The organism is Streptomyces sp. NPDC042100 (assembly GCF_055582325.1).
The window spans coordinates 329611-352352 of record NZ_JBVJDK010000007.1 but is presented as its reverse complement, the minus strand read 5'-3'; the positions used below and the strand labels follow the sequence as shown (position 1 = coordinate 352352).

At 72.0% G+C, this 22742-nt stretch carries 19 protein-coding genes and 1 pseudogene; 9 read left to right on the top strand and 11 right to left on the bottom strand.

The window, feature by feature from the left end; all coding sequences use genetic code 11:
• Positions 1 to 52: 52 nt before the first annotated feature.
• The 6 genes from ACZ6J5_RS18570 to ACZ6J5_RS18545 all read right to left on the bottom strand — a co-directional run bounded on the left by ACZ6J5_RS18570 (position 53) and on the right by ACZ6J5_RS18545 (position 5493).
• Positions 53 to 343, bottom strand: a complete 291-nt coding sequence (locus ACZ6J5_RS18570) for a hypothetical protein (protein ID WP_469392710.1) — start codon at positions 341 to 343, stop codon at positions 53 to 55.
• A gap of 118 nt (positions 344 to 461) precedes the next feature.
• Entirely contained in the window at positions 462 to 2687 is a 2226-nt protein-coding gene (locus tag ACZ6J5_RS18565; protein ID WP_469392708.1) for an NADP-dependent isocitrate dehydrogenase, read from the bottom strand.
• 45 nt (positions 2688 to 2732) lie between these two features.
• Entirely contained in the window at positions 2733 to 3770 is a 1038-nt protein-coding gene (locus tag ACZ6J5_RS18560; RefSeq protein ID WP_469392707.1) for a phosphatase PAP2 family protein, read from the bottom strand.
• Between the two features lie 60 nt (positions 3771 to 3830).
• On the bottom strand, positions 3831 to 4124 hold the full coding sequence (locus tag ACZ6J5_RS18555) for a hypothetical protein (protein ID WP_469392705.1): 294 nt from the start codon (positions 4122 to 4124) through the stop codon (positions 3831 to 3833).
• Positions 4125 to 4258: 134 nt separating this feature from the next.
• Positions 4259 to 4579, bottom strand: coding sequence for a putative quinol monooxygenase (locus ACZ6J5_RS18550; RefSeq protein WP_469392703.1), 321 nt, complete (start codon positions 4577 to 4579; stop codon positions 4259 to 4261).
• A 116-nt stretch (positions 4580 to 4695) separates the two neighbouring features.
• A complete protein-coding gene (locus ACZ6J5_RS18545; RefSeq protein WP_469392701.1) occupies positions 4696 to 5493 on the bottom strand; it encodes an IclR family transcriptional regulator in 798 nt (265 codons plus the stop codon).
• A 171-nt stretch (positions 5494 to 5664) separates the two neighbouring features.
• Between ACZ6J5_RS18545 and ACZ6J5_RS18540 the strand changes: the two genes are divergently transcribed.
• A complete protein-coding gene (locus ACZ6J5_RS18540; protein ID WP_469392699.1) occupies positions 5665 to 7428 on the top strand; it encodes a VanW family protein in 1764 nt (587 codons plus the stop codon).
• 107 nt (positions 7429 to 7535) lie between these two features.
• On the opposite strand, the gene ACZ6J5_RS18535 is transcribed toward ACZ6J5_RS18540, so the two are convergent.
• Together ACZ6J5_RS18535 and ACZ6J5_RS18530 are read right to left on the bottom strand one after the other, a co-directional pair.
• Positions 7536 to 8969, bottom strand: coding sequence for an MFS transporter (locus ACZ6J5_RS18535; protein ID WP_469392697.1), 1434 nt, complete (start codon positions 8967 to 8969; stop codon positions 7536 to 7538).
• Positions 8970 to 9286: 317 nt separating this feature from the next.
• Positions 9287 to 9508, bottom strand: coding sequence for a hypothetical protein (locus ACZ6J5_RS18530; protein WP_469392695.1), 222 nt, complete (start codon positions 9506 to 9508; stop codon positions 9287 to 9289).
• Positions 9509 to 9761: 253 nt separating this feature from the next.
• Here ACZ6J5_RS18530 and ACZ6J5_RS18525 point away from each other — a divergent pair.
• The 8 genes and pseudogenes from ACZ6J5_RS18525 to narI all read left to right on the top strand — a co-directional run.
• Positions 9762 to 10619: pseudogene (locus tag ACZ6J5_RS18525) on the top strand (ABC transporter ATP-binding protein); the annotation flags it as partial.
• A complete protein-coding gene (locus ACZ6J5_RS18520) occupies positions 10616 to 11356 on the top strand; it encodes an ABC transporter permease (RefSeq protein ID WP_469392693.1) in 741 nt (246 codons plus the stop codon). The pseudogene ACZ6J5_RS18525 and the gene ACZ6J5_RS18520, both read left to right, overlap by 4 nt.
• 5 nt (positions 11357 to 11361) lie before the next feature.
• A complete protein-coding gene (locus tag ACZ6J5_RS18515) occupies positions 11362 to 12564 on the top strand; it encodes a sensor histidine kinase (RefSeq protein ID WP_469392876.1) in 1203 nt (400 codons plus the stop codon).
• 10 nt (positions 12565 to 12574) lie between these two features.
• On the top strand, positions 12575 to 13189 hold the full coding sequence (locus ACZ6J5_RS18510) for a response regulator (RefSeq protein WP_469392691.1): 615 nt from the start codon (positions 12575 to 12577) through the stop codon (positions 13187 to 13189).
• Positions 13190 to 14090: 901 nt separating this feature from the next.
• Positions 14091 to 17705 (top strand): nitrate reductase subunit alpha, encoded by a 3615-nt coding sequence (locus tag ACZ6J5_RS18505; protein ID WP_469392874.1) that lies wholly within the window; start codon positions 14091 to 14093, stop codon positions 17703 to 17705.
• A 4-nt stretch (positions 17706 to 17709) separates the two neighbouring features.
• Positions 17710 to 19269 (top strand): nitrate reductase subunit beta, encoded by a 1560-nt coding sequence (narH, locus tag ACZ6J5_RS18500; protein WP_469392689.1) that lies wholly within the window; start codon positions 17710 to 17712, stop codon positions 19267 to 19269.
• On the top strand, positions 19266 to 20159 hold the full coding sequence (narJ, locus tag ACZ6J5_RS18495) for a nitrate reductase molybdenum cofactor assembly chaperone (RefSeq protein ID WP_469392687.1): 894 nt from the start codon (positions 19266 to 19268) through the stop codon (positions 20157 to 20159). The genes narH and narJ overlap by 4 nt, the downstream gene beginning before the upstream one ends.
• Positions 20156 to 20887, top strand: a complete 732-nt coding sequence (gene narI, locus ACZ6J5_RS18490; RefSeq protein ID WP_469392685.1) for a respiratory nitrate reductase subunit gamma — start codon at positions 20156 to 20158, stop codon at positions 20885 to 20887. Before narJ ends, narI begins: the two co-directional genes overlap by 4 nt.
• 323 nt (positions 20888 to 21210) lie before the next feature.
• Here the strand turns inward: narI and ACZ6J5_RS18485 are convergent, their stop codons facing one another.
• The 3 genes from ACZ6J5_RS18485 to ACZ6J5_RS18475 are packed head-to-tail and all read right to left on the bottom strand — an operon-like array spanning position 21211 to position 22727.
• Entirely contained in the window at positions 21211 to 21612 is a 402-nt protein-coding gene (locus ACZ6J5_RS18485) for a hypothetical protein (RefSeq protein WP_469392872.1), read from the bottom strand.
• A gap of 39 nt (positions 21613 to 21651) precedes the next feature.
• Positions 21652 to 22035, bottom strand: coding sequence for a hypothetical protein (locus tag ACZ6J5_RS18480; RefSeq protein ID WP_469392684.1), 384 nt, complete (start codon positions 22033 to 22035; stop codon positions 21652 to 21654).
• Positions 22014 to 22727, bottom strand: coding sequence for a hypothetical protein (locus tag ACZ6J5_RS18475; RefSeq protein WP_469392683.1), 714 nt, complete (start codon positions 22725 to 22727; stop codon positions 22014 to 22016). The genes ACZ6J5_RS18480 and ACZ6J5_RS18475 overlap by 22 nt, the downstream gene beginning before the upstream one ends.
• Positions 22728 to 22742 lie beyond the last annotated feature (15 nt).

Sequence of the window (22742 nt, the reverse complement as noted above, 5' to 3'; positions counted from 1 at the left end):
GGGACAACACTTTTTCCTTGGGGTTCCCGGGGTGGGTGCCGGGTGGCCGCCGCTACCCGGAGAGGTGCGGCAAGGTGGGCACGGTCGCCCCGCCCCCTTCCCGTACGGCCGCGACGACCGCGTCGTGCAGGTCGCGGCTCTCCTCCTCCGACCCGCAGGGGACCGGACTGCCCGACATGGTGAACCAGTCGGATGCGCCGCTGTACTGCACGGCCACACGTGCCTCTGTGTCGATGTACGTGGTGTGCACGGTCAGGTCGCCCGTGAGCACGCCCGCCTCGACGGTCAGCACCCCGCCACGCCCGGTGTAGACACCGGCGGTCGTCCATGATGCCCAGCTCATCCATCCAGACTCACACCCGAACGGCGGATGCGCCACCGACGCGACCGCCCCGGCCGGAACGATGTCCGGCCGGGGCGGCACCTGGCCCGTGAGAGCCCGCGGAGGGGTCCTCGCCGGGTCAGGCGAGGGTGGCGACGGCCTCGTTGAAGGTGGCCGACGGGCGCATCACGGCGGCGGCCTTGGCCGGGTCGGGCTGGTAGTAGCCGCCGATCTCGGCCGGGGCGCCCTGGACCGCGATGAGCTCCTCGACGATCTTCCGCTCGTTCGCGGTGAGCGTCTCGGCCAGCGGCGCGAAGGCCTTGGCGAGCTCGGCGTCCTCGGTCTGGCCGGCCAGCTCCTGGGCCCAGTACAGGGCGAGGTAGAAGTGGCTGCCGCGGTTGTCGATGCCGCCGACGCGACGGGTCGGCGACTTGTCCTCGTTGAGGAAGGTGCCGGTGGCGCGGTCGAGGGTGTCGGCCAGGATCTGGGCGCGGGCGTTGCCCGTGGTGGTGGAGAGGTGCTCGAAGGAGGCGGCCAGGGCGAAGAACTCGCCGAGGCTGTCCCAGCGGAGGTAGTTCTCCTTGACGAGCTGCTGGACGTGCTTCGGGGCGGAGCCGCCGGCGCCCGTCTCGAACAGGCCGCCGCCCGCCATCAGCGGGACCACGGAGAGCATCTTGGCGCTGGTGCCCAGCTCCAGGATCGGGAAGAGGTCGGTCAGGTAGTCGCGCAGGACGTTGCCGGTGACCGAGATGGTGTCCTCGCCGCGGCGGATGCGCTCCAGGGAGAACTTCGTGGCCTCGACCGGGGACAGGACCTTGATCTCCAGGCCCTCGGTGTCGTGCTCCGGCAGGTAGGCGTCGACCTTGGCGATGAGCTGCGCGTCGTGGGCGCGGGTCTCGTCCAGCCAGAAGACGGCCGGGGAGCCGGTGGCCCGGGCGCGGGTGACGGCCAGCTTGACCCAGTCCTGGATGGGCAGGTCCTTGGTCTGGCAGGCGCGGAAGATGTCGCCCTCGGCGACCTCCTGCTCCAGGACCGTGGCGCCCGAGGCGTCGACGAGGCGGACGGTGCCGGCCTCGGCGATCTCGAAGGTCTTGTCGTGGGAGCCGTACTCCTCGGCCTTCTGCGCCATAAGGCCGACGTTCGGGACGGAGCCCATGGTCGACGGGTCGAAGGCGCCGTGGGCGCGGCAGTCCTCGATCACGGCCTGGTAGACGCCGGAGTAGGAGCTGTCCGGGAGAACGGCGAGGGTGTCGGCCTCCTGGCCGTCCGGGCCCCACATGTGGCCGGAGGTGCGGATCATGGCCGGCATGGAGGCGTCGACGATGACGTCGGACGGCACGTGCAGGTTGGTGATGCCCTTGTCGGAGTCGACCATGGCGAGGGCGGGGCCCTCGGCGAGCTCGGCGTCGAAGGAGGCCTTGATCTCGTCGCCGAGGCCGTGCGGGATGGCGGCGAGGCCGTTGAGCACGGTGCCGAGGCCGTCGTTGGCGGACAGGCCGGCGCCCGCGAGCACCTCGCCGTACTTGGCGAAGGTGTTCGGGAAGAAGGCGCGCACGACGTGGCCGAAGACGATCGGGTCGGAGACCTTCATCATCGTGGCCTTGAGGTGCACGGAGAACAGGACGTCCTCGGCCTTGGCGCGGGCGACCTGCTCGGAGAGGAAGGTGCGCAGGGCGGCGACGCGCATGACGGAGGCGTCGACGACCTCGCCGGCCAGGACCGGGACGGACTCGCGGAGCACGGTGACGGTGCCGTCGGCGGCGACGTGCTCGATGCGCAGGGCACCGGCCTCGGTGAGGGTGACGGACTTCTCGGTGGAGCGGAAGTCGTTCTCGCCCATGGTCGCGACGTTGGTCTTGGACTCGGGGGTCCAGGCGCCCATGCGGTGAGGGTGGGTCTTGGCGTAGTTCTTCACGGCGCCGGGCGCGCGGCGGTCCGAGTTGCCCTCGCGCAGGACCGGGTTGACGGCGCTGCCCTTGATCTTGTCGTAGCGGGCGCGGACGTCCTTGTCCTCGTCGCTCTGCGGGTCGTCCGGGTAGTCCGGGAGGGCGTAGCCCTGCGCCTGGAGCTCCGCGACGGCGGCCTTGAGCTGCGGGATCGAGGCCGAGACGTTCGGCAGCTTGATGATGTTGGCCTCGGGCGTCTTGGCGAGCTCACCGAGCTCCGCGAGGGCGTCCGCGATGCGCTGGCCCTCTTCGAGGCGCTCGGGGAAGCTGGCGATGATGCGCCCGGCCAGGGAGATGTCACGCGTCTCGACGTTGATCCCGGCCGTCGAGGCGTACGCCTGGATGACGGGCAGGAACGAGTACGTCGCCAGGGCGGGCGCCTCGTCAGTGTGCGTGTAGATGATGGTCGAGTCAGTCACCGGGTGTGCTCCGCTCCACGTCTGCGTCTGCGAGATTGCTCGACATCAAGATATCTCGTGATCGGGCTCCTCGGGAAAGGGGTCCTCGGTAACCGGATGCGCGAGCCGGTACGGGGCCGGGCCCGGGTCGAGGTCGACGCGCCGCAGCAGTCCGAGCAGGACGGCGGCGACGGCGGCGCCGGTCCCCGCGGCGAGGGCCTGGCCGCAGCGGTGCGCGAGCCTCGGCAGGTCGGCGGGGACCGGGCCCGTACCGGGCAGGGAGGAGCCCAGCAGGTACGCCCCGGCGGCGAGGCCCGCGACGGCGGCCAGGACGAGCGGCACGGACACCAGGAGCCGCTGCGGGGGCATCCGGCGCCGGGGGGCGGGGCGGATCCTGCCCTTGCGGGCGAGGAGGGCGACGGCCGCTGCGAAGGCGGCGAGGACGAGCAGGTCGGCGGCGATCACGTCGCCGGGGCGGTGCCGGCCGGAGGCGATGCCGTACGCGCCGAGGGCGACGGCCCACAGGCTCGCGAGGCCGACGACGGGGGTGCGCAGGCGGTGCGGCACGACGAGCAGGAAGCCGAGGGCGGTGCCGGCGGCGAGCACGGGGACGCTGCCGGGGAAGCCGCTGGCGACGGCCGCGCCGGACGCGTCGACCAGGTGCGGGCGGGGCGCGTACCGCTGGAGGAGCTCGGCGGCGACGAGGGCGGCGGCGACGGTGCCGAGGGCGGCGACGGTGAGCGCGTACCGCCTGCGCAGGGCGCCGATGCCGGCGAGCAGGAGCACGGCGAGGACCAGGGAGAGCGTGCCGAGGCCGCGGAGCGAGGGATGCTCGCGCAGGAACTGGGCGACGGCGGGGTCGGCGAGCCGCCCGGCGAGCGCGGCGTCCCCCCAGCGCCGGCCGGTCGCGGTGAGCACGAGTCCGGCGTAGGCGACGGTGAGCAGGAGGACGGCGGCGAGGCAGGTGCGCCGCATCCGTATGCGTATGCGGGCGCTGAACGATCCGGCGGCCTCGGCGGCGACGGCGGCGTACCACCAGGTGTCACCGGCCGTCGCGACGCTCCGCGGGGAGCCGCCGGTACGGGGCCTGTCGAAGGGTGCCATGCCTCGATTCGACCCCGGAGCGGCCGGGACCGCCCGCTGGAGGCACCCGAACGACACGCGTCAGGGCGTGCGCTTCGCCGTCTGGGCGACGATCGAGAGGGCCAGGCCCGTGATCAGCATGCCCATGCCGAGGAGCGAGCCCGCCTGCCGTACGGCTTCGCCGCCGAGCAGCAGCGTGCCGCCCTGGACGAGGAAGGCCACGCCCAGCAGGACCTGCCCCCAGCCCTGCACGGCGGGGCGCCGCACCCAGCGGTACTGGAAGGGGAGCAGCCATCCGGTCCGGATGGCCGCGATGCCGCCGGCGAGTGAGGCCAGCCCCACCACGACGATCACCACGCCAAGGAACGTACCCATGGGCGACCCCCCGGTCCCGCGCGTATCGAATGTCAGTGTGATCATGCCACGGCGCTCCGGCGCGCGGATACGCGCCGGAGCGCTGAATTCACGCCGGGGCGGCGGGAGTCGGCAGCCGGGAGAGCCGGGCCGGGTCAGCGGGCGAGTTCGGCCATGGCGCCCCAGCCCTGCTGCGGGACCTCGACGTTGATGATCTCGGGAGTGGCGGCGATGGCTCCGGCCATGGTCTCCAGGCCGGCCTTGAAGTGGGCGGACTGGACGTGGGCCGCGCCCGCCTCGGCGTCGGCGAAGGCCTCCAGGAGGACGTACTGGTGCGGGTCGTCGACGCTGCGGGACCAGTCGAAGAAGAGGTTCCCGGGCTCCTCGCGGGTGGCGCGGGTGAAGTCGGCGACGAGGTCGAGCCAGGTGTCGGCGAACTCGGGGCGGGCGGTGAACCGTACGGCGATGAAGATCATGCCTCCACCGTGCGCCGCCGGACCGCGCGGGGCCAGCGGGGCGGCCCGGGATTCCGGCAGGGCCGGAAAGCGGACGACCGGGGGCGCGGGGTGACTACGGGGCGGGCGCGCGGTGGCTACGGGGCGGGCGGCAGTGCGGCGGCGAAGAGCGGGACCGCGCGGGCGAGGGCGGCCCGGACGGCACCGTGCCGCTGCCGGAAGCCTTCGGTGGGCAGCGAGACGGAGAGGGCGTGGACGAGGCCGGGGCCCTCGCCGGGTCCACGGCCGGGCCCGTCACCGGTCGGGTGGCCGGGCAGGACGGTGGCCAGGCAGGTGTACGCGGGGTCCGCCTCCCCCACGGAGACGGCGAAGCCGCGCTCGCGCACCCGGGCCAGCTCGGCCTCGAAGCGCTCGGGGCTGGTGATCGTGCGCTCGGTGAAGCGGGCCATGCCGTGGGCGGCCAGGTAGCGGCGGCGCTGGGCGGCGGGCAGCGCGGCCAGCAGGGCCTTGCCGTGCGCGGTGGCGTGGGCGCGGGCCTCGGCGCCCGGGACGAAGGGGTGGTCGGTGTCGGTCACGGGCGCGGTGGTGTCGACGACGGTGATCCGGCCGTCCCGGTAGGCGGTGAAGTAGGCCTCGGCCCCCGCCGTGCGGCGCAGCAGCCCGAGGAGCTCGCCGATGCCGCCGCCGAGCCCGTGGTGCCGCTGGTAGGCGCGGTGGAGGGCGGGGACCCGGGGCCCGGGCGCGTACCCCTCGGGGGTGCGCACGAGGTGGCCGCGGTCGAGCAGCGGACCGGCGAGGTGGTAGACGGTCGACAGGGCGCAGCCGAGGGTGCGGGCGAGGGCCTTCGCGGGGACGGGCCGGTCGGCGTCGGCTACGGCGTCGAGCAGCGCGAGGGCACGGTCGACGGACTGGGGTCCGGGCGGGGACGGGGACACCGCTCCACCCTAGGGCCTGTCCTGCGGGTCAGGCTCGGACAGGTCCTGGAGGGTCGCCGGGGTGCGGACGGTTCCCGGATCGGGGGGTGAGATGAGGCTCATGGCCCGAAAGGACCGATTCCGCGTACGGTGTACTGATACCCCTGACTCCTTACCGCACCGGGAGGGTGTGTGCGCCGCTCCACGACCGACCACGCCGCCGCGGGCCCCTCGGGGCGCCGCGGCCACATACGTAAGGCGGCGCTCGCGACCGGCGCGGTCGCGGCCGTCGCCGGAGGGCTGTACGTGACGGGCCTCGTCACCGCCGGGGACGACATATCCGCCGGCACCCGGGTCGACGGGGTGGACATCGGCGGGCTGAGCCGGGCCGAAGCCGCGGCGCGGCTGACCTCGGCCGCTCCCGCCTCCTGGCAGGCACCGATCAAGGTCCGCATCGGCGACACGGACGCGACGGTGGACCCGGCGTCGGCGGGGCTCACCGTGGACGCCGCGGCGACGGCGGAGAAGGCGGCGAACCCGTCGAAGGACCCGGTGACGGTGATCGGCCGCCTCTTCTCCTCCTCGGAGCGCGAGATCGAGCCGGTGATCGCCTTCGACGGTACGAAGGCGGGGGCGGCGATCGCCGAGACGGCCAAGGAGCACGACCGGACGGTCCGCGAGGGCGCCGTGGCGTTCAAGGACGGCAAGGCGGTGGCGACCCAGCCGCGCGTGGGACGCGCGCTGGACACGACGGCCGCGGTGGACGCCCTGCGCGGGGCCTACCCGGCACCGGCGGGCGCGGCGGCGGTGGTCCTGCCGGTGACCGAGACGCGGCCGAAGGTGTCGGCGGCGGAGGTCGCGCGCTTCATGAAGGACGTGGCCTCTCCGGCGGTGTCGGGTCCGGTGACGCTGACCTCGGGCGACAAGCGGCTCGCGATACCGGCGGCCACCCTGGGCGACCACCTCAAGGTGAAGGCGTCGGACGGGCGCCTGTCGGCCTCGCTGGACTCGGCGTCCCTCATGCGCGACCCCGATGTGGCCCGGCCGCTGGACAGCTTCGCGGGCGCCCCGGTCGAGGCCCGGCTGGGCGTCCGGGACGGCAAGGTCGTCGTCGAGCGCGACGGGCGCCCGGGCCGCGAGGTGACGGCCGAGGCGCTGGGCAAGGCGGTGGAGCCGCTGCTGGCCAAGGAGGGCGCGGCGGCGCGTACGGCCCCGGTGGAGACGAAGGTGACCCAGCCGGAGCTGACGGCGGCGTCGCTGCCGAAGCTGGGCATCACGGAGCAGATGTCGACGTTCACGGTGAACTTCCCGACCGCCCCGTACCGGACGGTCAACATCGGGCGGGCGGCCGAGCTGATCAACGGCTCGGTGGTGCGGCCGGGCGAGGTGTGGAGCTTCAACCGCACGGTCGGCGAGCGCACGAAGGCGAACGGCTTCGTGGACGGCACGATGATCATGGACGGGCAGTACCAGAAGGCCCCGGGCGGCGGCGTGTCGGCGGTGGCGACGACGATGTACAACGCCCTGTTCTTCGCCGGTGTGCAGCCGGTGGAGCACGGCGCGCACTCGTTCTACATCGAGCGCTATCCGGCGGGCCGGGAGGCCACGGTGGCCTGGGGCTCGCTGGACCTGAAGTTCCGCAACGACTCGGGCAAGCCGATCTACATCAAGGCGGGCGCGACGGACAAGTCGGTGACGATCAGCTTCCTGGGCACGAAGAAGTACGACTCGGTGGAGGCGGTCGCGGGCCCGCGCACCAACGTCAAGCCGCCGGCCGAGCGCAAGGACCCGAGCGCGAAGTGCGAGGTCCAGGACCCGCTGGAGGGCTTCGACATCAAGGTGGACCGGGTCTTCAAGAACGGCGGCACCGAGGTGAAGCGCCAGACGTTCACGACGCATTACACGCCGCGGGACAAGGTGACGTGCGTGGGCGAGAAGACCGAGAAGCCGTCGTGAGCCGACTTGACCGGCTGACCGACTTGACCGGCTGACCGGCTCCACGCAGAGTGCCCCCTCCCGTCCCGGGAGGGGGCACTCTGCGTCTGTCCGGCCGTCACCGACCGTCAGCCGTCACGGCGCGCACCCCCGGGAACACCGGCGGCACCAACCGTCCCCGCTCCCCGCTCAAGGTCACCCCCGTCCTCGTCCGCGTCCCCGTTCCCGTCCCCATCGATCTGGGCGAGATCCCGGTGCCGGGTCTCGCGGGCGCAGCCGACGGCGAGGACCGTGAGGAGGGCGGCGGCGATCACGTAGAGCGCGATCGGGGTGGAGCTGTCGTAGTCGGCGAGGAGGGCGGTGGCGATGAGCGGGGCGGGGGCGCCGGCGGCGACGGAGGAGAACTGGGCACCTATGGAGGCGCCGGAGTAGCGCATCCGGGTCGCGAACATCTCGGAGAAGAAGGCGGCCTGGGGCGCGTACATGGCGCCGTGGAGGACGAGTCCCCCGGTCACGGCGAGCAGCAGGCTGCCGAAGGTCCCCTGGTCGATGAGGGCGAAGAAGGGGAACATCCAGAGCCCGACGCCGACCGCGCCGACGAGGTAGACCGGGCGTCGGCCGACGCGGTCGGAGAGGGCGCCCCAGAGCGGGATGACGGCGAAGTGGACGGCGGAGCCGATGAGGACGGCGTTGAGGGCGGTCTGCTTGGAGAGCCCGACCTGGGTGGTGGCGTAGACGAGGATGAACGCGGTGATGACGTAGTAGCTGATGTTCTCGGCCATCCGGGCGCCCATGGCGATGAGCACGTCACGCCAGTGGTGCCGGAGGACGGCGACGAGGGGCATCCGCTCGGCCCGCCCGGCGGCGTCGGCCTCGCGCTGCTCGGCGGCGTCGAGGGCGGCCTTGAAGACGGGCGACTCGTCGACGGAGAGCCGGATCCAGAGCCCGACGATGACGAGCACGCCGGAGAGCAGGAACGGCACCCGCCAGCCCCAGGACAGGAAGGCGGAGTCGGAGAGCAGCGCGGTCAGCGCGGACAGCACGCCGGTGGCGAGCAACTGCCCGGCCGGCGCGCCGGTTTGCGGCCAGGAGGCCCAGAACCCACGCCGCCGGGCGTCCCCGTGCTCGGACACGAGCAGCACGGCCCCGCCCCACTCGCCGCCGAGGGCGAAGCCTTGGACCAGCCGCAGGGCGGTGAGCAGCACGGGCGCGGCGGACCCGACGACGGCGTGCGTGGGCAGCAGCCCGATGGCGAACGTGGCCCCGCCCATCAGCAGCAGACTGAGCACGAGCAGCTTCTTCCGCCCGAGCCGGTCACCGTAGTGCCCGAACACGAGCGCCCCGAGCGGCCGGGCGGCGAACCCGACGGCGTACGTGAGGAAGGACAGCAGCGTCCCGACGAGCGGGTCGGACTCGGGGAAGAACAGCTTGTTGAACACGAGCGCGGCGGCCGACCCGTAGAGAAAGAAGTCGTACCACTCGATGGTGGTCCCGATGAGGGACGCGGCGACGATGCGCTTGAGGGAACCGGGGGGCGTGGGGGCGTGAGTTGCGGCGGCCATGTGCACCACTTCCGAGCGGGTGACGGGGACTGTCGGGTACCGCCACACCGTAGGAATCCGCAGGTCAGCGGCGTATGTGGCGGGACACCATAGTTCCGCCCGCCGCGATGCGCGGCGGCACCATGCCCACCCCTCCGGGCCCCGCAGGTCTCCACCGGACGGCGCTTGGAGGGGCCCGGCAGGGTGACGCCCCAGGGTTGTGTCTGGCCCGCTGTATTCGACAACGGTCCCGCCTGCGGTGACTCCTGGTCGCACCCGCAGTCGATGGCTTCCAGCAGCGTGCGGCGGCCGACCAGGGAAGCCAGGTCCTCGACCTGTCAGGCCGCGGGCTTCGGGCCCCAGGTGCCGTCGAGTTCGACTTCGGCAGCTGCGGCGATGCGGTCGCGGGAGGCCAGCAGACGCGTGCGCAGGTCGGGCAGGTCCACGCCCACCAGGGCGCCGTCGCGCTTGACGACACGTCCGGCGGCCAGGACGGTGTTCACCAGGCCGGGGTGGCCCTGGCTGACGATGGATCCGGCGGAGTCGGTGACGCGCGACACCGTTGAACGGGCGGTCAACCGCCTGAAGCGGTTCCGGGCGGTCGCCACGCGCTACGACAAGCCCCTCAACCGTTTCCCCCGCCCCTTCCCCTCCCCGGCTTATGACATCTGTCATGCGATAGTGAGGCCCGCCGACACTGCCGCGCCCCCGCCCCCGTAGGCCAGCATCGACGCCATGACAACGACAACGGCGGCCACCCGCACCTCGGTGGTCGGGTTCCACCAGGTGACCAAGACCTACGGGAGCGTGAAGGCTGTGGACAGCCTCTCGCTCCAGCTGTATCCGGGAGAGACAGTGGCGCTCCTCGGCCCGAACGGGGCCGGCAAGTCCACCACGCTCGACCTGCTCCTCGGCCTCAAGCAGCCCGACGGCGGCAGGGTCGAGGTCTTCGGTTCCACCCCCCGCGAGGCCATCACGGCCGGCCGGGTCGGCGCGATGCTGCAGTCGGGCGGCCTGATGGAGGACGTGACGGTCGCCGAGCTGGTCGGTCTCGCCCGCGCGCTGCACCCGAAGCCGTACAAAGCCACCGACGTCATGGCCCGCGCCGGGATCTCCCAGATCGCCGACCGCAAGGTCAACAAGCTCTCCGGCGGCCAGGCCCAGCGCGTCCGCTTCGCGCTCGCCACCGCGGGCGACAGCGACCTGATCATCCTGGACGAGCCGACCACCGGCATGGACGTGACCGCCCGCCAGGCGTTCTGGGCGACCATGCGCGAACAGGCCGACCAGGGCCGGACCGTCCTCTTCGCCACCCACTACCTCGAAGAGGCCGACGCCATCGCCGACCGGGTGCTCGTACTGCACCGCGGACGGCTGCTCGCCGACGGCACCGCCGCCGAGATCAAGGCGAAGGCGGGCGCCCGCCGGGTCGCCTTCGACCTGGACGGCACGATCGACGAGGCGGCCCTGCGGGGCCTGCCCTCCCTGACCTCGATCGATGTCTCCGGCCAGACCATCCGCATCCAGTCGGCCGACGCCGACGCCACCGTGCACGCCCTGTACGGCCTCGGTGTCTATCCCCGCAATCTCGAAGTCGCCGGGCTCGGCCTGGAGCAGGCGTTCGTCGCCATCACGGAGGCCGAAGAGGCCAAGGAGGACCTCGCGTCGTGAACAGTCTGATCAAGCTCGAACTGGCGCGTGCCCTGCGCAACAAGAAGTTCCTGTTCTTCTCGGTGCTCTACCCGTCGATGATCTACCTGATCTTCGCGAGCGCGTCGGGCACCGGCGACAGGGTCGAGGGCACCAACCTGACCGTCGCCTCGTACCTGATGGTCTCGATGGCCTCCTTCGGCGCCCTGACGGCCGTCCTGATGGGCAACGGCGAGCGCATCGCCAAGGAACGTGAGAGCGGCTGGGTGCGACAGCTGCGGCTCACCCCGCTGCCGGGGCGCGGCTACGTCCTCGCGAAGACGGCCAGCGCGGCCGTGGTCAGCCTGCCGTCCATCATCGTCGTGTTCGTGGTCGCGGCCGTCGTGAACCACGTGCGCCTGGACGCGTGGCAGTGGGTCGCCCTCGTGGGCGTCATCTGGGCGGGCAGCCTGGTCTTCGCCGCGCTCGGCGTCGCCATCGGCTACCTCGCATCGGGCGACACCGTCCGCCCCATCTCGATGATCGTCTACTTCGGGCTGTCGATCCTCGGCGGCCTGTGGATGCCGTCGACCAGCTTCGCCCCGTTCCTGCAGGACATCGCGAAGTGGCTGCCCACACACGCGTACGCTGCGCTGGGACGGTCGGTCGAGCAGAGCCAGGCGCCGAGCGTCGCTGACGTCGCCATCCTCGTTGCGTACTTCGTCCTCTTCGCAGGCGGCGCGGCCTGGCTGTACCGGAAGGACACGCTGAAGGCGTGAGCGTGATGAAGAAGGACCCGCTGTCCCCGTCTGCCCCGTCCGGGAAGGACAGCCGGGGGCCGCTGATCCCCCTGGGGCAGTCCCCCCACAACCAGCGTGAACCCATCCTGCGCAAAGCGGCGTGGTTCGGGGTCTGGCTGGTCTTCCTCAGCTCCCCGATCCACGACCTCCTCTCCGGAGAGCACACCGCGGCAGGCGCCGCGGCAGGCTGGGCCGGACTGGCGCTCTTCGTCGGGGGTTACCTCGCCCTGATCTTTCGCGACATGGGCAAGCCGGCCGGACCCAGGTACGTCGGCGTGCTGATCCCCGTCCTGGGGACGTTGGCGGTCGTGCTGACCCTCACCCTCGGCCCACCCTGGCTCGCTCTGTTCTGCTACGTCTCCGTCGCCTGCGGCGCCGCCCTGCCGCTGCGGGCGGCCCTGTGGGGGGTGCCGGTCACCGGGGCTGTCATGACCCTGGCCGGTCTGTCCGTCGACGCCGAGGTGGAGGACGTCCTCAACCTCCTCATCGTGGTTGTCCTCATCGGATTCGCCATGACCGGCGTGAGCCAGCTGATCCGCACCACCATCGAACTGCGCCGGGCCCGCGCCACCGTCGCACAGCTCGCCGCCAACGAGGAGCGGCTGCGACTCGCCCGCGACCTGCACGACCTGCTCGGCCACTCGCTGTCCCTCATCACGCTCAAGAGCGAGCTGGCCGGCCGGCTGCTCCCCGGCCACCCCGACAAGGCGGCCCAGCAGGTCGCGGACATCGAGGAGGTCAGCCGCCAGGCCATGGTGGACGTCCGCGAGGCCGTCACTGGCTACCGCCGTCCCCGGCTCGCCGCCGAACTCGCCGGAGCCCAGGTCGCACTGACGGCGGCCGGGATCGTCGCCGAGATCCCCGTCGACCCCGACCTCACCGGGGTCCCCGAAGAGGGCAGGTCCGCCGTGGCCTGGGCGCTGCGCGAGGCGATCACCAACGTCGTACGGCACAGCGGCGCGCAGAAGGTCACCGTCGAGGTGCTGCGGCGGCACACCCTGGACGGGCCCGTGTTCGAGCTCACCGTGGAGGACAACGGGTCCGGCGCCCCGGGCGCCGGCTCCGGCAACGGCCTGACCGGTCTGGCCGAGCGCCTGGAGAAGGCCGGAGGTGTCCTGGAGGTGGGCCGGGTCAGGCATGGTTTTCGGCTGGTCGCCCGCGTACCGGTGCATCCGACGGACACGTAGGATCCGGGGCATGAGCAGCACGATCAAGATCCTTCTCGCGGAGGACCAGTCCATGGTCCGTGAGGCCCTGGCCGCCCTGCTCGGACTGGAGGACGACATCGAGGTCGTCGCCCAGGTCTCGCGCGGCGACCAGGTGGTCGCGGCAGCGCGGCAGCACGCCGTGGACGTCGCCCTGCTGGACATCGAGATGCCGGGCTGCACCGGCATCGAGGCGGCCGCCCTGCTGCACCGGGAACTGCCCGCGGTGAAGCTGGTCGTCCTCACCACCTTCGGCCGGCCCGGCTATCTGCGCAGCGCCATGGAGGCGGGCGCCGATGCCTTCCTGGTCAAGGACGCGCCCGCCGCGCGACTTGCCGAGGCCGTGCGGAAGGTACTCGCCGGGGAACAGGTCATCGACCCCGCCCTCGCGGCGGCGGCCCTCGCCGAGGGCGCGAACCCTCTCACCAACCGAGAGCGCCAGGTGCTGCGCGCCGCGGCCGACGGCTCCACCAACGCCGAACTGGCCTCCGCCCTCCACCTGTCCCAGGGCACGGTGCGCAACTACCTCTCCACCGCCATCCAGAAACTCGCGGTGCGCAACCGCGCCGAGGCGGTGAGCACGGCCCGGGAGAAAGGCTGGCTGTGAGCCCCGGCGCGTCCTCAAGGCACTTCGCGCGGGCTGGTCAGCGCCGACTGCGGCGTCGCTCATCCGGAACCTTTTGATATCCGCCCCTGCAAGCAACGCGCGCGGCCCGGCACATCCGGCGTGGTGGCCCCGCTGGACCACAGACCGGCGGCCGCCGGTGGGCGACGTACTCGTCGCGGACCTCGAAGCCCTCGACGCGGAGCCGGCCCGGCGGCGTCCATGGAGCGGGTGCCGAACAGCACTGGGGCGCTGAGGCCCAGGCGGAGCGCGGCGATCTGGTCTCATCCGAACTGGTCCAGCGCGGCGGCAGGCCTGCCTGTGAGCCGCAGTGCACCCGGGACGGCAGTCGTGAGATCCCGCACCGACTACCAGCCGGTGACGCGGACCCGGAGTTCGTAGTGGGCGCACGCGCTGGTTGCCACGGCCTGTTCAGCCGTCACAGAGATCGCCCGGGCGGCCCTCCCCGCCCTGGTGCGCCGCCTCGGGCACCGACAACATGTCGCTGCCCGAGGCGCCTCTTCGCCGCGGCCGAGCATCACCAGGGCCTTGTGCCGGTACTCCGCGGCCGCGCTCTCGGCGGTCACGAACGCGTTGTGCCCGGCGACGTCGTCGACGATGTCCGGGCCGGCTGCCTCCGTTCGCGGGACTCTCGTCCCGCCCGTGTGCGATTCGGGGATTTCGGCCGGGCCGCACGGGTCTTTCGGCCCCAGGGAGGTGTGAAGAGCGGACATAGGTTTGTTGCTGGCCCCATTCGCTCAGCCCGTCATCGGGCCGAAGGGGCCCCATATCCAGGAGCTGACAGGGCATGGAGGGGCGTGCTGTGCAGCACGAGCAACAGGCTCGGGCGGGCCTTTCGAACAGGTCCGTACCCGAGACGTTCGGCGGCGCCGCGGGCGCGTTGATCAGGGCCGGCGAGTTCTTCACCAAGGGCGAGGTCTCGGAGGACCTGCGGACGGTGACCCGTACCGGCGGGCGCGTGGGAGAAGCGTTCTACCGGGACCGGTGGAGCCACGACAAGGTCGTGTACTCCACGCACGGCGTGAACTGCACGGGTTCCTGCCGGTGGAAGGTGTACGTCAAGGACGGGATCATCACCTGGGAGACGCAGTCCACGGACTACCCGTCGACCGGACCGGACCGTCCCGAGTACGAGCCCCGGGGCTGCCCGCGCGGCGCCTCCTTCTCCTGGTACAGCTACTCGCCCACACGGGTCCGCCACCCGTACGTGCGCGGCGAGCTGCTGAAGGCGTACCGCGAGGCGAAGCGGCGCACCGGCGACCCGGTGCTGGCCTGGGCCGACGTACAGGCGGACCCGGAGCGCCGGCGCGCCTACCAGCGGGCCCGCGGCAAGGGCGGTCTGGTGCGGGCGAGCTGGGAGGAGGCGACGGAGATCGTCGCCGCCGCGCACGTGCACACCATCAAGGAGCACGGCCCGGACCGGGTGGCGGGCTTCTCCCCGATCCCGGCCATGTCGATGGCCTCGCACGCGGCGGGCGCGCGCTTCCACTCCCTCATCGGCGCTCCGATGCTGTCGTTCTACGACTGGTACGCGGACCTGCCGGTGGCCTCCCCGCAGGTGTTCGGCGACCAGACGGACGTCCCGGAGTCGGGTGACTGGTGGGACGCGGCCTATCTGATGATGTGGGGCTCGAACGTCCCGGTCACCCGGACGCCCGACGCGCACTGGATGGCCGAGGCCCGCTACCGGGGCCAGAAAGTCGTCACCGTCTCCCCTGACTTCGCGGACAACACCAAGTTCGCCGACGAGTGGATGCACCCGCACCCGGGCACCGACGGCGCGCTGGCGCTGGCCATGGGGCACGTCATCCTCAAGGAGTTCTTCGTCGACAGGGTGACCCCGTTCTTCCGTGACTACGTGCGCCGGTACACCGACCTGCCGTTCCTGGTGTCGCTCACCCAGACGGCCGGCGGCGAGCTGGTGCCCGGCAAGTTCGTGACCGCGGCCGACCTGGGGCAGGACGTCGAGAACGCCCGCTGGAAGACGGTCCTGCTGGACGAGGTGACCGGCGAGCCGGTGGTGCCGAACGGGACCCTGGGCCACCGGTGGGGCAAGAACGAGACCCCGGAGTGGAACCTGGACCTCGGGGACGTGGTGCCGCGCCTTTCGCTGCACGCCGAGGGCGGCGAGTCCGCCGAGATCACCCTGCCCCGGTTCGAGGACGACGAGGCGGGCACGGTCCGCCGGGGCGTGCCGGTGACCCGGGTCGGCGACCGGCTGGTGACCACCGTTCTGGACCTGATGCTGGCCCAGTACGGCGTGGCCCGCGAGGGCCTGCCGGGTGAGTGGCCGGCCTCCTACGAGGACGCCTCGCAGCCCGGCACGCCGGGCTGGCAGGAGTCCCTGACCTCGGTGCCGGCCGCGCAGGTGGTGCGGGTGGCCCGCGAGTTCGCGGAGACCGCCGAGAAGTCGAACGGCCGCTGCATGATCCTGATGGGCGCCGGCACGAACCACTGGTTCCACTCCGAGACGATCTACCGGGCCTTCCTGGCGCTGCTCACGCTCACCGGCTGCCAGGGCCGCAACGGCGGCGGCTGGGGCCACTACGTGGGCCAGGAGAAGTGCCGTCCGGTGACCGGCTGGGCCACGCTGGCCGCCGCCTCCGACTGGTCGCGTCCGCCGCGGCAGATGATCGGCGCCGCCTGGTTCTACCTCCACACCGACCAGTGGCGCTACGACACCCTGCCCGCCGACGCGCTGGCCTCGCCGCTGGGCACCGGCCGGTTCGAGGGCATGACGGGCGCGGACTGCCTGGCCGCGTCGGCGCGGATGGGCTGGATGCCGTCCTACCCGACCTTCGACCGCAACCCCCTCGACCTGACCTCGGGCGAGGACCCGGTGGCGGAGGCGGTGGCCGAGCTGAAGGCGGGCACACTGGGCTTCGCCGGCGAGGACCCGGACGCCCCGCGCAACTGGCCCCGCGTGCTCAACGTCTGGCGCGCCAACCTGCTGGGCTCCTCCTCGAAGGGCAACGAGTACTTCCTCAAGCACCTGTTGGGCACGCACTCGAACCTGCCCGACGACGGTCCGCGCTGTACGCCGAAGGACGTCACCTGGGTCGAGGAGGACGTCGAGGGCAAGCTCGACCTGCTCATGACCATGGACTTCCGGATGACGTCCACGACGCTCCTGTCGGACGTGGTCTTCCCGGCGGCCACCTGGTACGAGAAGCACGACCTGTCCTCGACGGACATGCACCCGTTCCTGCACGCCTTCACCCCGGCGGTGGACCCGCCGTGGCAGGCCCGCTCGGACTACGACGCCTTCCTCGGCATCGCCCGCCGCTTCGGCGACCTCGCCGAAGAACACCTGGGCGTCCGCAAGGACCTGGTGGCGACGGCCCTCCAGCACGACACCCCCGGCGGCGAGATGGCGCAGCCCGGCGGCGTGGCCCTGGACTGGTCGAAGGGCGAGTGCGAGCCGGTGCCCGGCCGCACCATGTACAACCTGACGGTCGTGGAGCGCGACTACGGCGCCGTCGGCGAGAAGTTCGCCGCGCTCGGCCCGCTCGTCGACAAGCTGGGCGTGACGACGAAGGCGATCACCTTCGACGTCCGCGAGGAGGTCGCCTACCTGGGCGCCAAGAACGGCCTGGTGCGCGAGGGCGTCGCGGCCGGCCGGCCCCGGCTGGACGACGCCCGGCACGCCTGCGAGGCGATCCTGTCGCTGTCCGGCACCTCCAACGGCCGGCTGGCGACCCAGGGCTTCGAGACCCTGGAGAAGAAGGTCGGCACGGAGCTGGCGCACCTGGCCGCCGAGGCCGAGGGCAAGCGGATCACGTTCGCCGACACGCAGGCCCGCCCGGTGCCGGTGATCACCTCGCCGGAATGGTCGGGCAGCGAGTCCGGCGGGCGTCGCTACAGCGCGTTCACCGTCAACACCGAGCACCTGAAGCCCTGGCACACCCTCACCGGCCGCCAGCACTTCTTCCTCGATCACGACTGGCTTCACGAGGTCGGCGAGTCGATGCCGGTCTACAAGCCGCCGCTGGACATGCACAAGCTGTACGGGGAGCCGAAGCTCGGCGTCGTCGACGAGAAGACGGTCGCCGTGCGCTATCTGACCCCGCACAACAAGTGGGCGATCCACAGCCAGTACCAGGACAACCTGTACATGATGACGCTGGGCCGCGGCGGTCAGACGGTGTGGATGTCCCCGCAGGACGCCGAGGCCATCGGCGTCGAGGACAACGACTGGATTGAGGCCGTCAACCGCAACGGTGTCATCACCGCACGGGCGATCGTCTCCCACAAGATGCCCGCCGGAACGGTGTACATGAACCACGCGCAGGAGCGCACGGTGGGCGTCCCGAAGACCGAGAAGACGGGGCGGCGCGGCGGCATCCACAACTCGCTCACCCGCGTGATGCTCAAGCCCACCCACCTGGTGGGCGGGTACGCCCAGCTCACCTGGGCGTTCAACTACCTCGGCCCGACCGGCAACCAGCGCGACGAGGTGACCGTGATCCGTCGACGTTCGCAGAAGGTGGAGTTCTAGTCCTATGCGCGTGATGGCTCAGATCGCCATGGTGATGAACCTCGACAAGTGCATCGGGTGTCACACCTGTTCGGTCACCTGCAAGCAGGCGTGGACCAACCGGCGCGGCACCGAGTACGTGTGGTTCAACAACGTCGAGACCCTCCCCGGCCAGGGATACCCGCGCCGCTGGGAGGACCAGGAGAAGTGGAAGGGCGGCTGGGAGCGGACCCGTTCCGGCAAACTGCGCCTGAAGGCCGGCGGCCGGCTGAGGAAGCTGGGCACGCTCTTCGCCAACCCGCATCTGCCGGAGATCGACGACTACTACCAGCCGTGGACCTACGAGTACAAGAACCTCACCGAGGCCCCGGCGGGGACCGACCTGCCGGTGGCGCGGCCGGTCTCGCAGGTCACCAACGAGCCCATCGACAAGATCGAGTGGGGCCCGAACTGGGACGACAACCTGGGTGGCGCGCCCGCCCACGCCGTCAAGGACCCGATCGTGGAGAAGATCCGCGACCAGGTCGGCGCGAAGGTCCGCATGGAGTTCGAGCAGAGCTTCATGTTCTACCTGCCACGCCTGTGCGAGCACTGCCTGAACCCGGCGTGCGTCTCCTCCTGTCCCTCCGGCGCCATGTACAAGCGCGCCGAGGACGGCATCGTCCTGGTCGACCAGGACGAGTGCCGTGGCTGGCGGATGTGCGTCACCGGCTGCCCGTACAAGAAGGTCTACTTCAACCACTCCACCGGCAAGGCCGAGAAGTGCACGCTGTGCTTCCCGCGCATCGAGATCGGGATGCCGACGGTCTGCTCCGAGACCTGCGTGGGCCGGATGCGCTACCTGGGCGTGATGCTCTACGACGCCGACATGGTGACCGAGGCGGCGGCCGTCGAGGACGAGCACGACCTCTACCCGGCGCAGGTCGAGTGCTTCCTCGACCCGCACGACCCGGCGGTGGCGGCGGCGGCCAAGGCCGCGGGCATCACCGATGAGTGGCTGGACGCGGCCCGGCGCTCCCCGGTCTACGACCTGATCGCCACCTACCAGGTCGCCCTGCCGCTGCACCCGGAGTACCGGACCATGCCGATGGTCTGGTACGTGCCGCCGCTCTCCCCGGTGGTGGACGCCGTCGCGGCCACCGGCCGGGACGGCGAGGAGGCCGGCAACCTGTTCGGCGCCATCGACGCCCTGCGCATCCCGGTCGAGTACCTGGCCGAGCTGCTGACCGCGGGGGACACCGTACCGGTGGAGGCCGTGCTGCGGCGGATGGCGGCCATGCGCTCCCACATGCGGCGGATCAACCTGGGCGAGGAGCGGGACCCGGCCATCGCCGAGTCCGTGGGCCTGACCGGCGAGGAGCTGGAAGACATGTTCCGGCTGCTCGCCATCGCCAAGATCGAGGACCGGTTCGTGATCCCGACGGCCGCGCTGGCCGACGCGGAGGCGCTGGCCGACGCGCACCCGATGAGCGGTCCGGACCCGGTCGGCATCCCGTGTCCGGTCGGTGAGGTCGGCGGGGTGCCGAGGACCGCGAAGGTCACCCTCAACCTGGGCCCGACCCGCGTGCGGGACGGCGTGTCGTGACCGGGACCGAAGCCGCGGGCGGCGCGGCGGCCCCGCTCGGGGCCCTGGGCACGGTCCGGCTGGTCGCGGCCCGGCTGCTGGACCACCCGGGCGAGCGGTTCGAGGCCGAGCTGCCGCTGCTGCGGGCCGCCCTGTCCGAGGTCACCGAACCGGACGCGGCCGGGGCCGTCGCGCTGCTGACCGGTTTCCTCGACCACACCACGGCCCTCGACCCGATCGCCCGGGCCGCCGAGTACACGGAGACCTTCGAGACCCGCAACCGCCGCTGCCTCTACCTCACCTGGTGGGTCGACGGCGACACCCGCCGCCGGGGCCTGTCCCTGGTCCGCCTCAAGCGGATCTACCGGGACTTCGGGCTGGAGTACGCGGGCGAGGAGCTGCCCGACTTCCTGCCCGTGGCCCTGGAGTTCGGGGCCCGCGTCCCGGAGGCCGGGACCATGCTGCTCCAGGAGCACCGGGCCGGCCTGGAGCTGCTGCGCCTCGCGCTGGCCGAGATCGGCTCCCCGTACGCGGCCGTGGTGGCGGCGGTGGCCGCCGGACTGCCGGGCGCCTCCCCCGAGACCAAGGCGGAGGCCCGTGAGCTGGCCCGCAGCGGCCCGCCGCAGGAGCTGGTCGGGGCCGGGAACCCGCTGGAGCCCTTCGGCCCCGGCATCGAACGGGCCGACGGCACCGACCTTCCCGAGGACCTGCGGGCCGCGCTCGCGCTCTCCCTCTCGGCCGACCGGGACGGGCCCGGCGCGGGCACCCCGTACGCCCCGCCGGAGCGGTACGGCGCCGCGCACCCGGACGCCGCGGCCGACGCGGCCCGCCGGATGGGCACGGCGGCCCCCGCCGACCTCCCCTGGCCCACGCTCCCGCCCCGCACCACCACCGGAAGGCTGCCGGCATGACCGATCTGCTCCTGTGGGGTGTGCTGCCCTATGTCTCCGTCGCCCTGCTGATCGCGGGCACCGCGTGGCGGGCCCGGCACGACCGGTTCGGGCTGACCACACACTCCTCGCAGCTCCACGAGTCGCGGCTGTTGCGGATCGGCTCGCCGCTGTTCCACTTCGGGATGCTGTTCGTGGTCCTCGGACACGTGGTGGGCCTGCTCGTACCGAAGGGCTGGACCGAGGCGGTCGGCCTCAGCGATCACGCCTACCACCTGCTGGCCGTCTCCACCGGCTCGGTCGCGGGCGCCGCGGCCGTCGTCGGGATCGGCATCCTGGTGTGGCGCCGGTTCACCCACGCCGCCGTCCGCAAGGCGACCCTCAAGAGCGACCACCTGATGTACACGGTGCTGCTCGGGGCGATGGCGCTGGGTCTGCTGGCCACCGTGCTGAACTCGGCGGGCGCGATGGGCGACTTCGACTACCGCGAGGGCATCTCCCCGTGGTTCCGCAGCCTGTTCGCGCTCTCCCCGGACTACGCGCTGATGGCGGGCGCCCCGCTCGCGTTCAAGCTGCACGTCCTCTTCGGCTTCACGCTCTTCGCGCTGATCCCGTACTCGCGGCTGGTGCACATGTTCGCCGTACCGTTCAGGTACCTGTTCCGCCCGTACGTGGTGTACCGCTCGCGCACGACGCGTCGGCTCACCAGCCGTGAGGACACGAAGCCGGGCTGGGAGCGGGTGCCGTGAGCCCCGCCCGCACTGCGGCGGGGCTTGGCCGGTGCTCAAGTACCGCAACGGTGCCTACCGTGACGGTTGTCGAACTTCGCTCGTCGGGCTGTCCATGGGTGGGGACATATCCGAGGTCGACGCTCGCCGCCGGCCGGCCGGGGTGGAGGCGGTGAAGCCGTAGCGGCCGAGCAGTTGAGGTTCGCGTGCTTGAGCGGGGAGAGCCGGGCGATGTCCTCGTACGTCGACAGCGGCTCGCCGTGGCTCATGAACAGGTAGCGGATCCCCTGTGAACCCGGTCAGCCCGCACGCCCCCGGTGACCACCGGCGATGAAGCGCGGTAGTTACGCCGGGTCCGCTGAGCCTCGTCTGTCCTCAACATGGACGACATGAAGCTCGGTACCGTCCCGATGGCGCTTGGAACGTCCGAACAGCCCGACAGCGATCTGCGACTGGTCCTGAGGCTCATCGGGGCCGACATAGGTAAGGACGTCGTGGTGATGCCCGGTGACGACCCATCCCTCGACGTCCTCGGGGTCGATCACCCCGAAGTCTCCTGCCGAAGATCCGGCCTGCACCGGGCCGAACTTCTCCAGGAGGTCGGTTGCCTGTTCAGCGAGCTCCCCTTCCGGAGCGGTCAGCACGACACACGTGCCATGCTCGAACAGCACCCAGGACTTGCGCGGGTCGGCGAGAAGCCGCTGCCAGACGTCTATCAGTATCTCGGTGTCCACGTCGGTCATCATGCCGCAGAGCACCGACACAGCGTGACGATTTGCCTGCGGCTACGGCGAATGCGCGACACCTGAACATGCGGGCCTACCAGTCGCCAGGTCGTCCGAGGCCTGCGGGTTCAGGGGAACCGGAGTCCGTTCAGCGGGGAGGCTTTGCGAGGCCGGTGTCTCGGAGTCCTCGCAGCCTCCCTGGGTGCGCGGCGGGTTCTGGTGTGCGACGGCGTCCTGCCAGCGGGCCCTCTCCGTCTGGAGCCGGGTGCCGTCGGCGTCGGTCGCGAACCAGAGCTGGCCGTCGTACCCGGGCCAGTCCTGTACGCCGATCACGTACCGGTGGCCGGGGAGCAGCGGCTGCTGGTGCGGCACGGTGGCCTGGTAGGTGCCGCCGGTGGCGACGTTCACGGCCTGTTCGACGGTCAGGGCGTCAGCTTGTTCCACTCGCCGCTCGCGAACTTCCGTCCGTCGTCGTACTTCGTGGCCTCGGTCCACCGGATCTCGCCCTCGTCAAGGCCGATGCCGCCGCGGCCATCGCCGCCTGCACCCACGACCTCGCACCAGACGCCGTGCCCGCCCCTCTCGCGCTCGCGGAACCGCGCGCGGCCGGGGCGTTCAGCCCGCATCCCCGTACGGAGCGGGGGCGGCGCCGCACGCTCGGCCCCGGCGTGAGCGGCACCGACGGGCCGGGCGCCGCTGACGTTTCCTCCTGAGTGCCGGTGGCGGCCGAGCACGGTACGGAGCAAGGCCGTGTGGAGGGCGATCGAGGGGATGGCGCTGGACGCCTGGGTGACGGCGGCGCCGGCGACCACGGTGAAGGCCCGGCCTCGCGCCGATACGAGCGCGGGTGAGGCGGCGAGCTCCCGGGCGGTCGCCTCCAGGTGCTCCTTCGCGGCGCCGATGGTGCCCTGCCGGTACACGGGGGCGGTGACCTCGGAGCCCACGTACGTCAGGGCGACCGTGGTGAACCCGGGGGCGACCAGGCCCCGCTCGGCCAGGGCCGCGACCCACAGGCCCCAGTCCGCGCCGCCCATCACCGCGACGGTGGCCTGCTTCTCCTCCTCAGCGCCCGCCTCCAGCCGGACGCGGGAAACCGCCGGCTCGGGGCCGGAGAAGGGCTGAATGCCGACCACCACCTCCCGCACATCGAA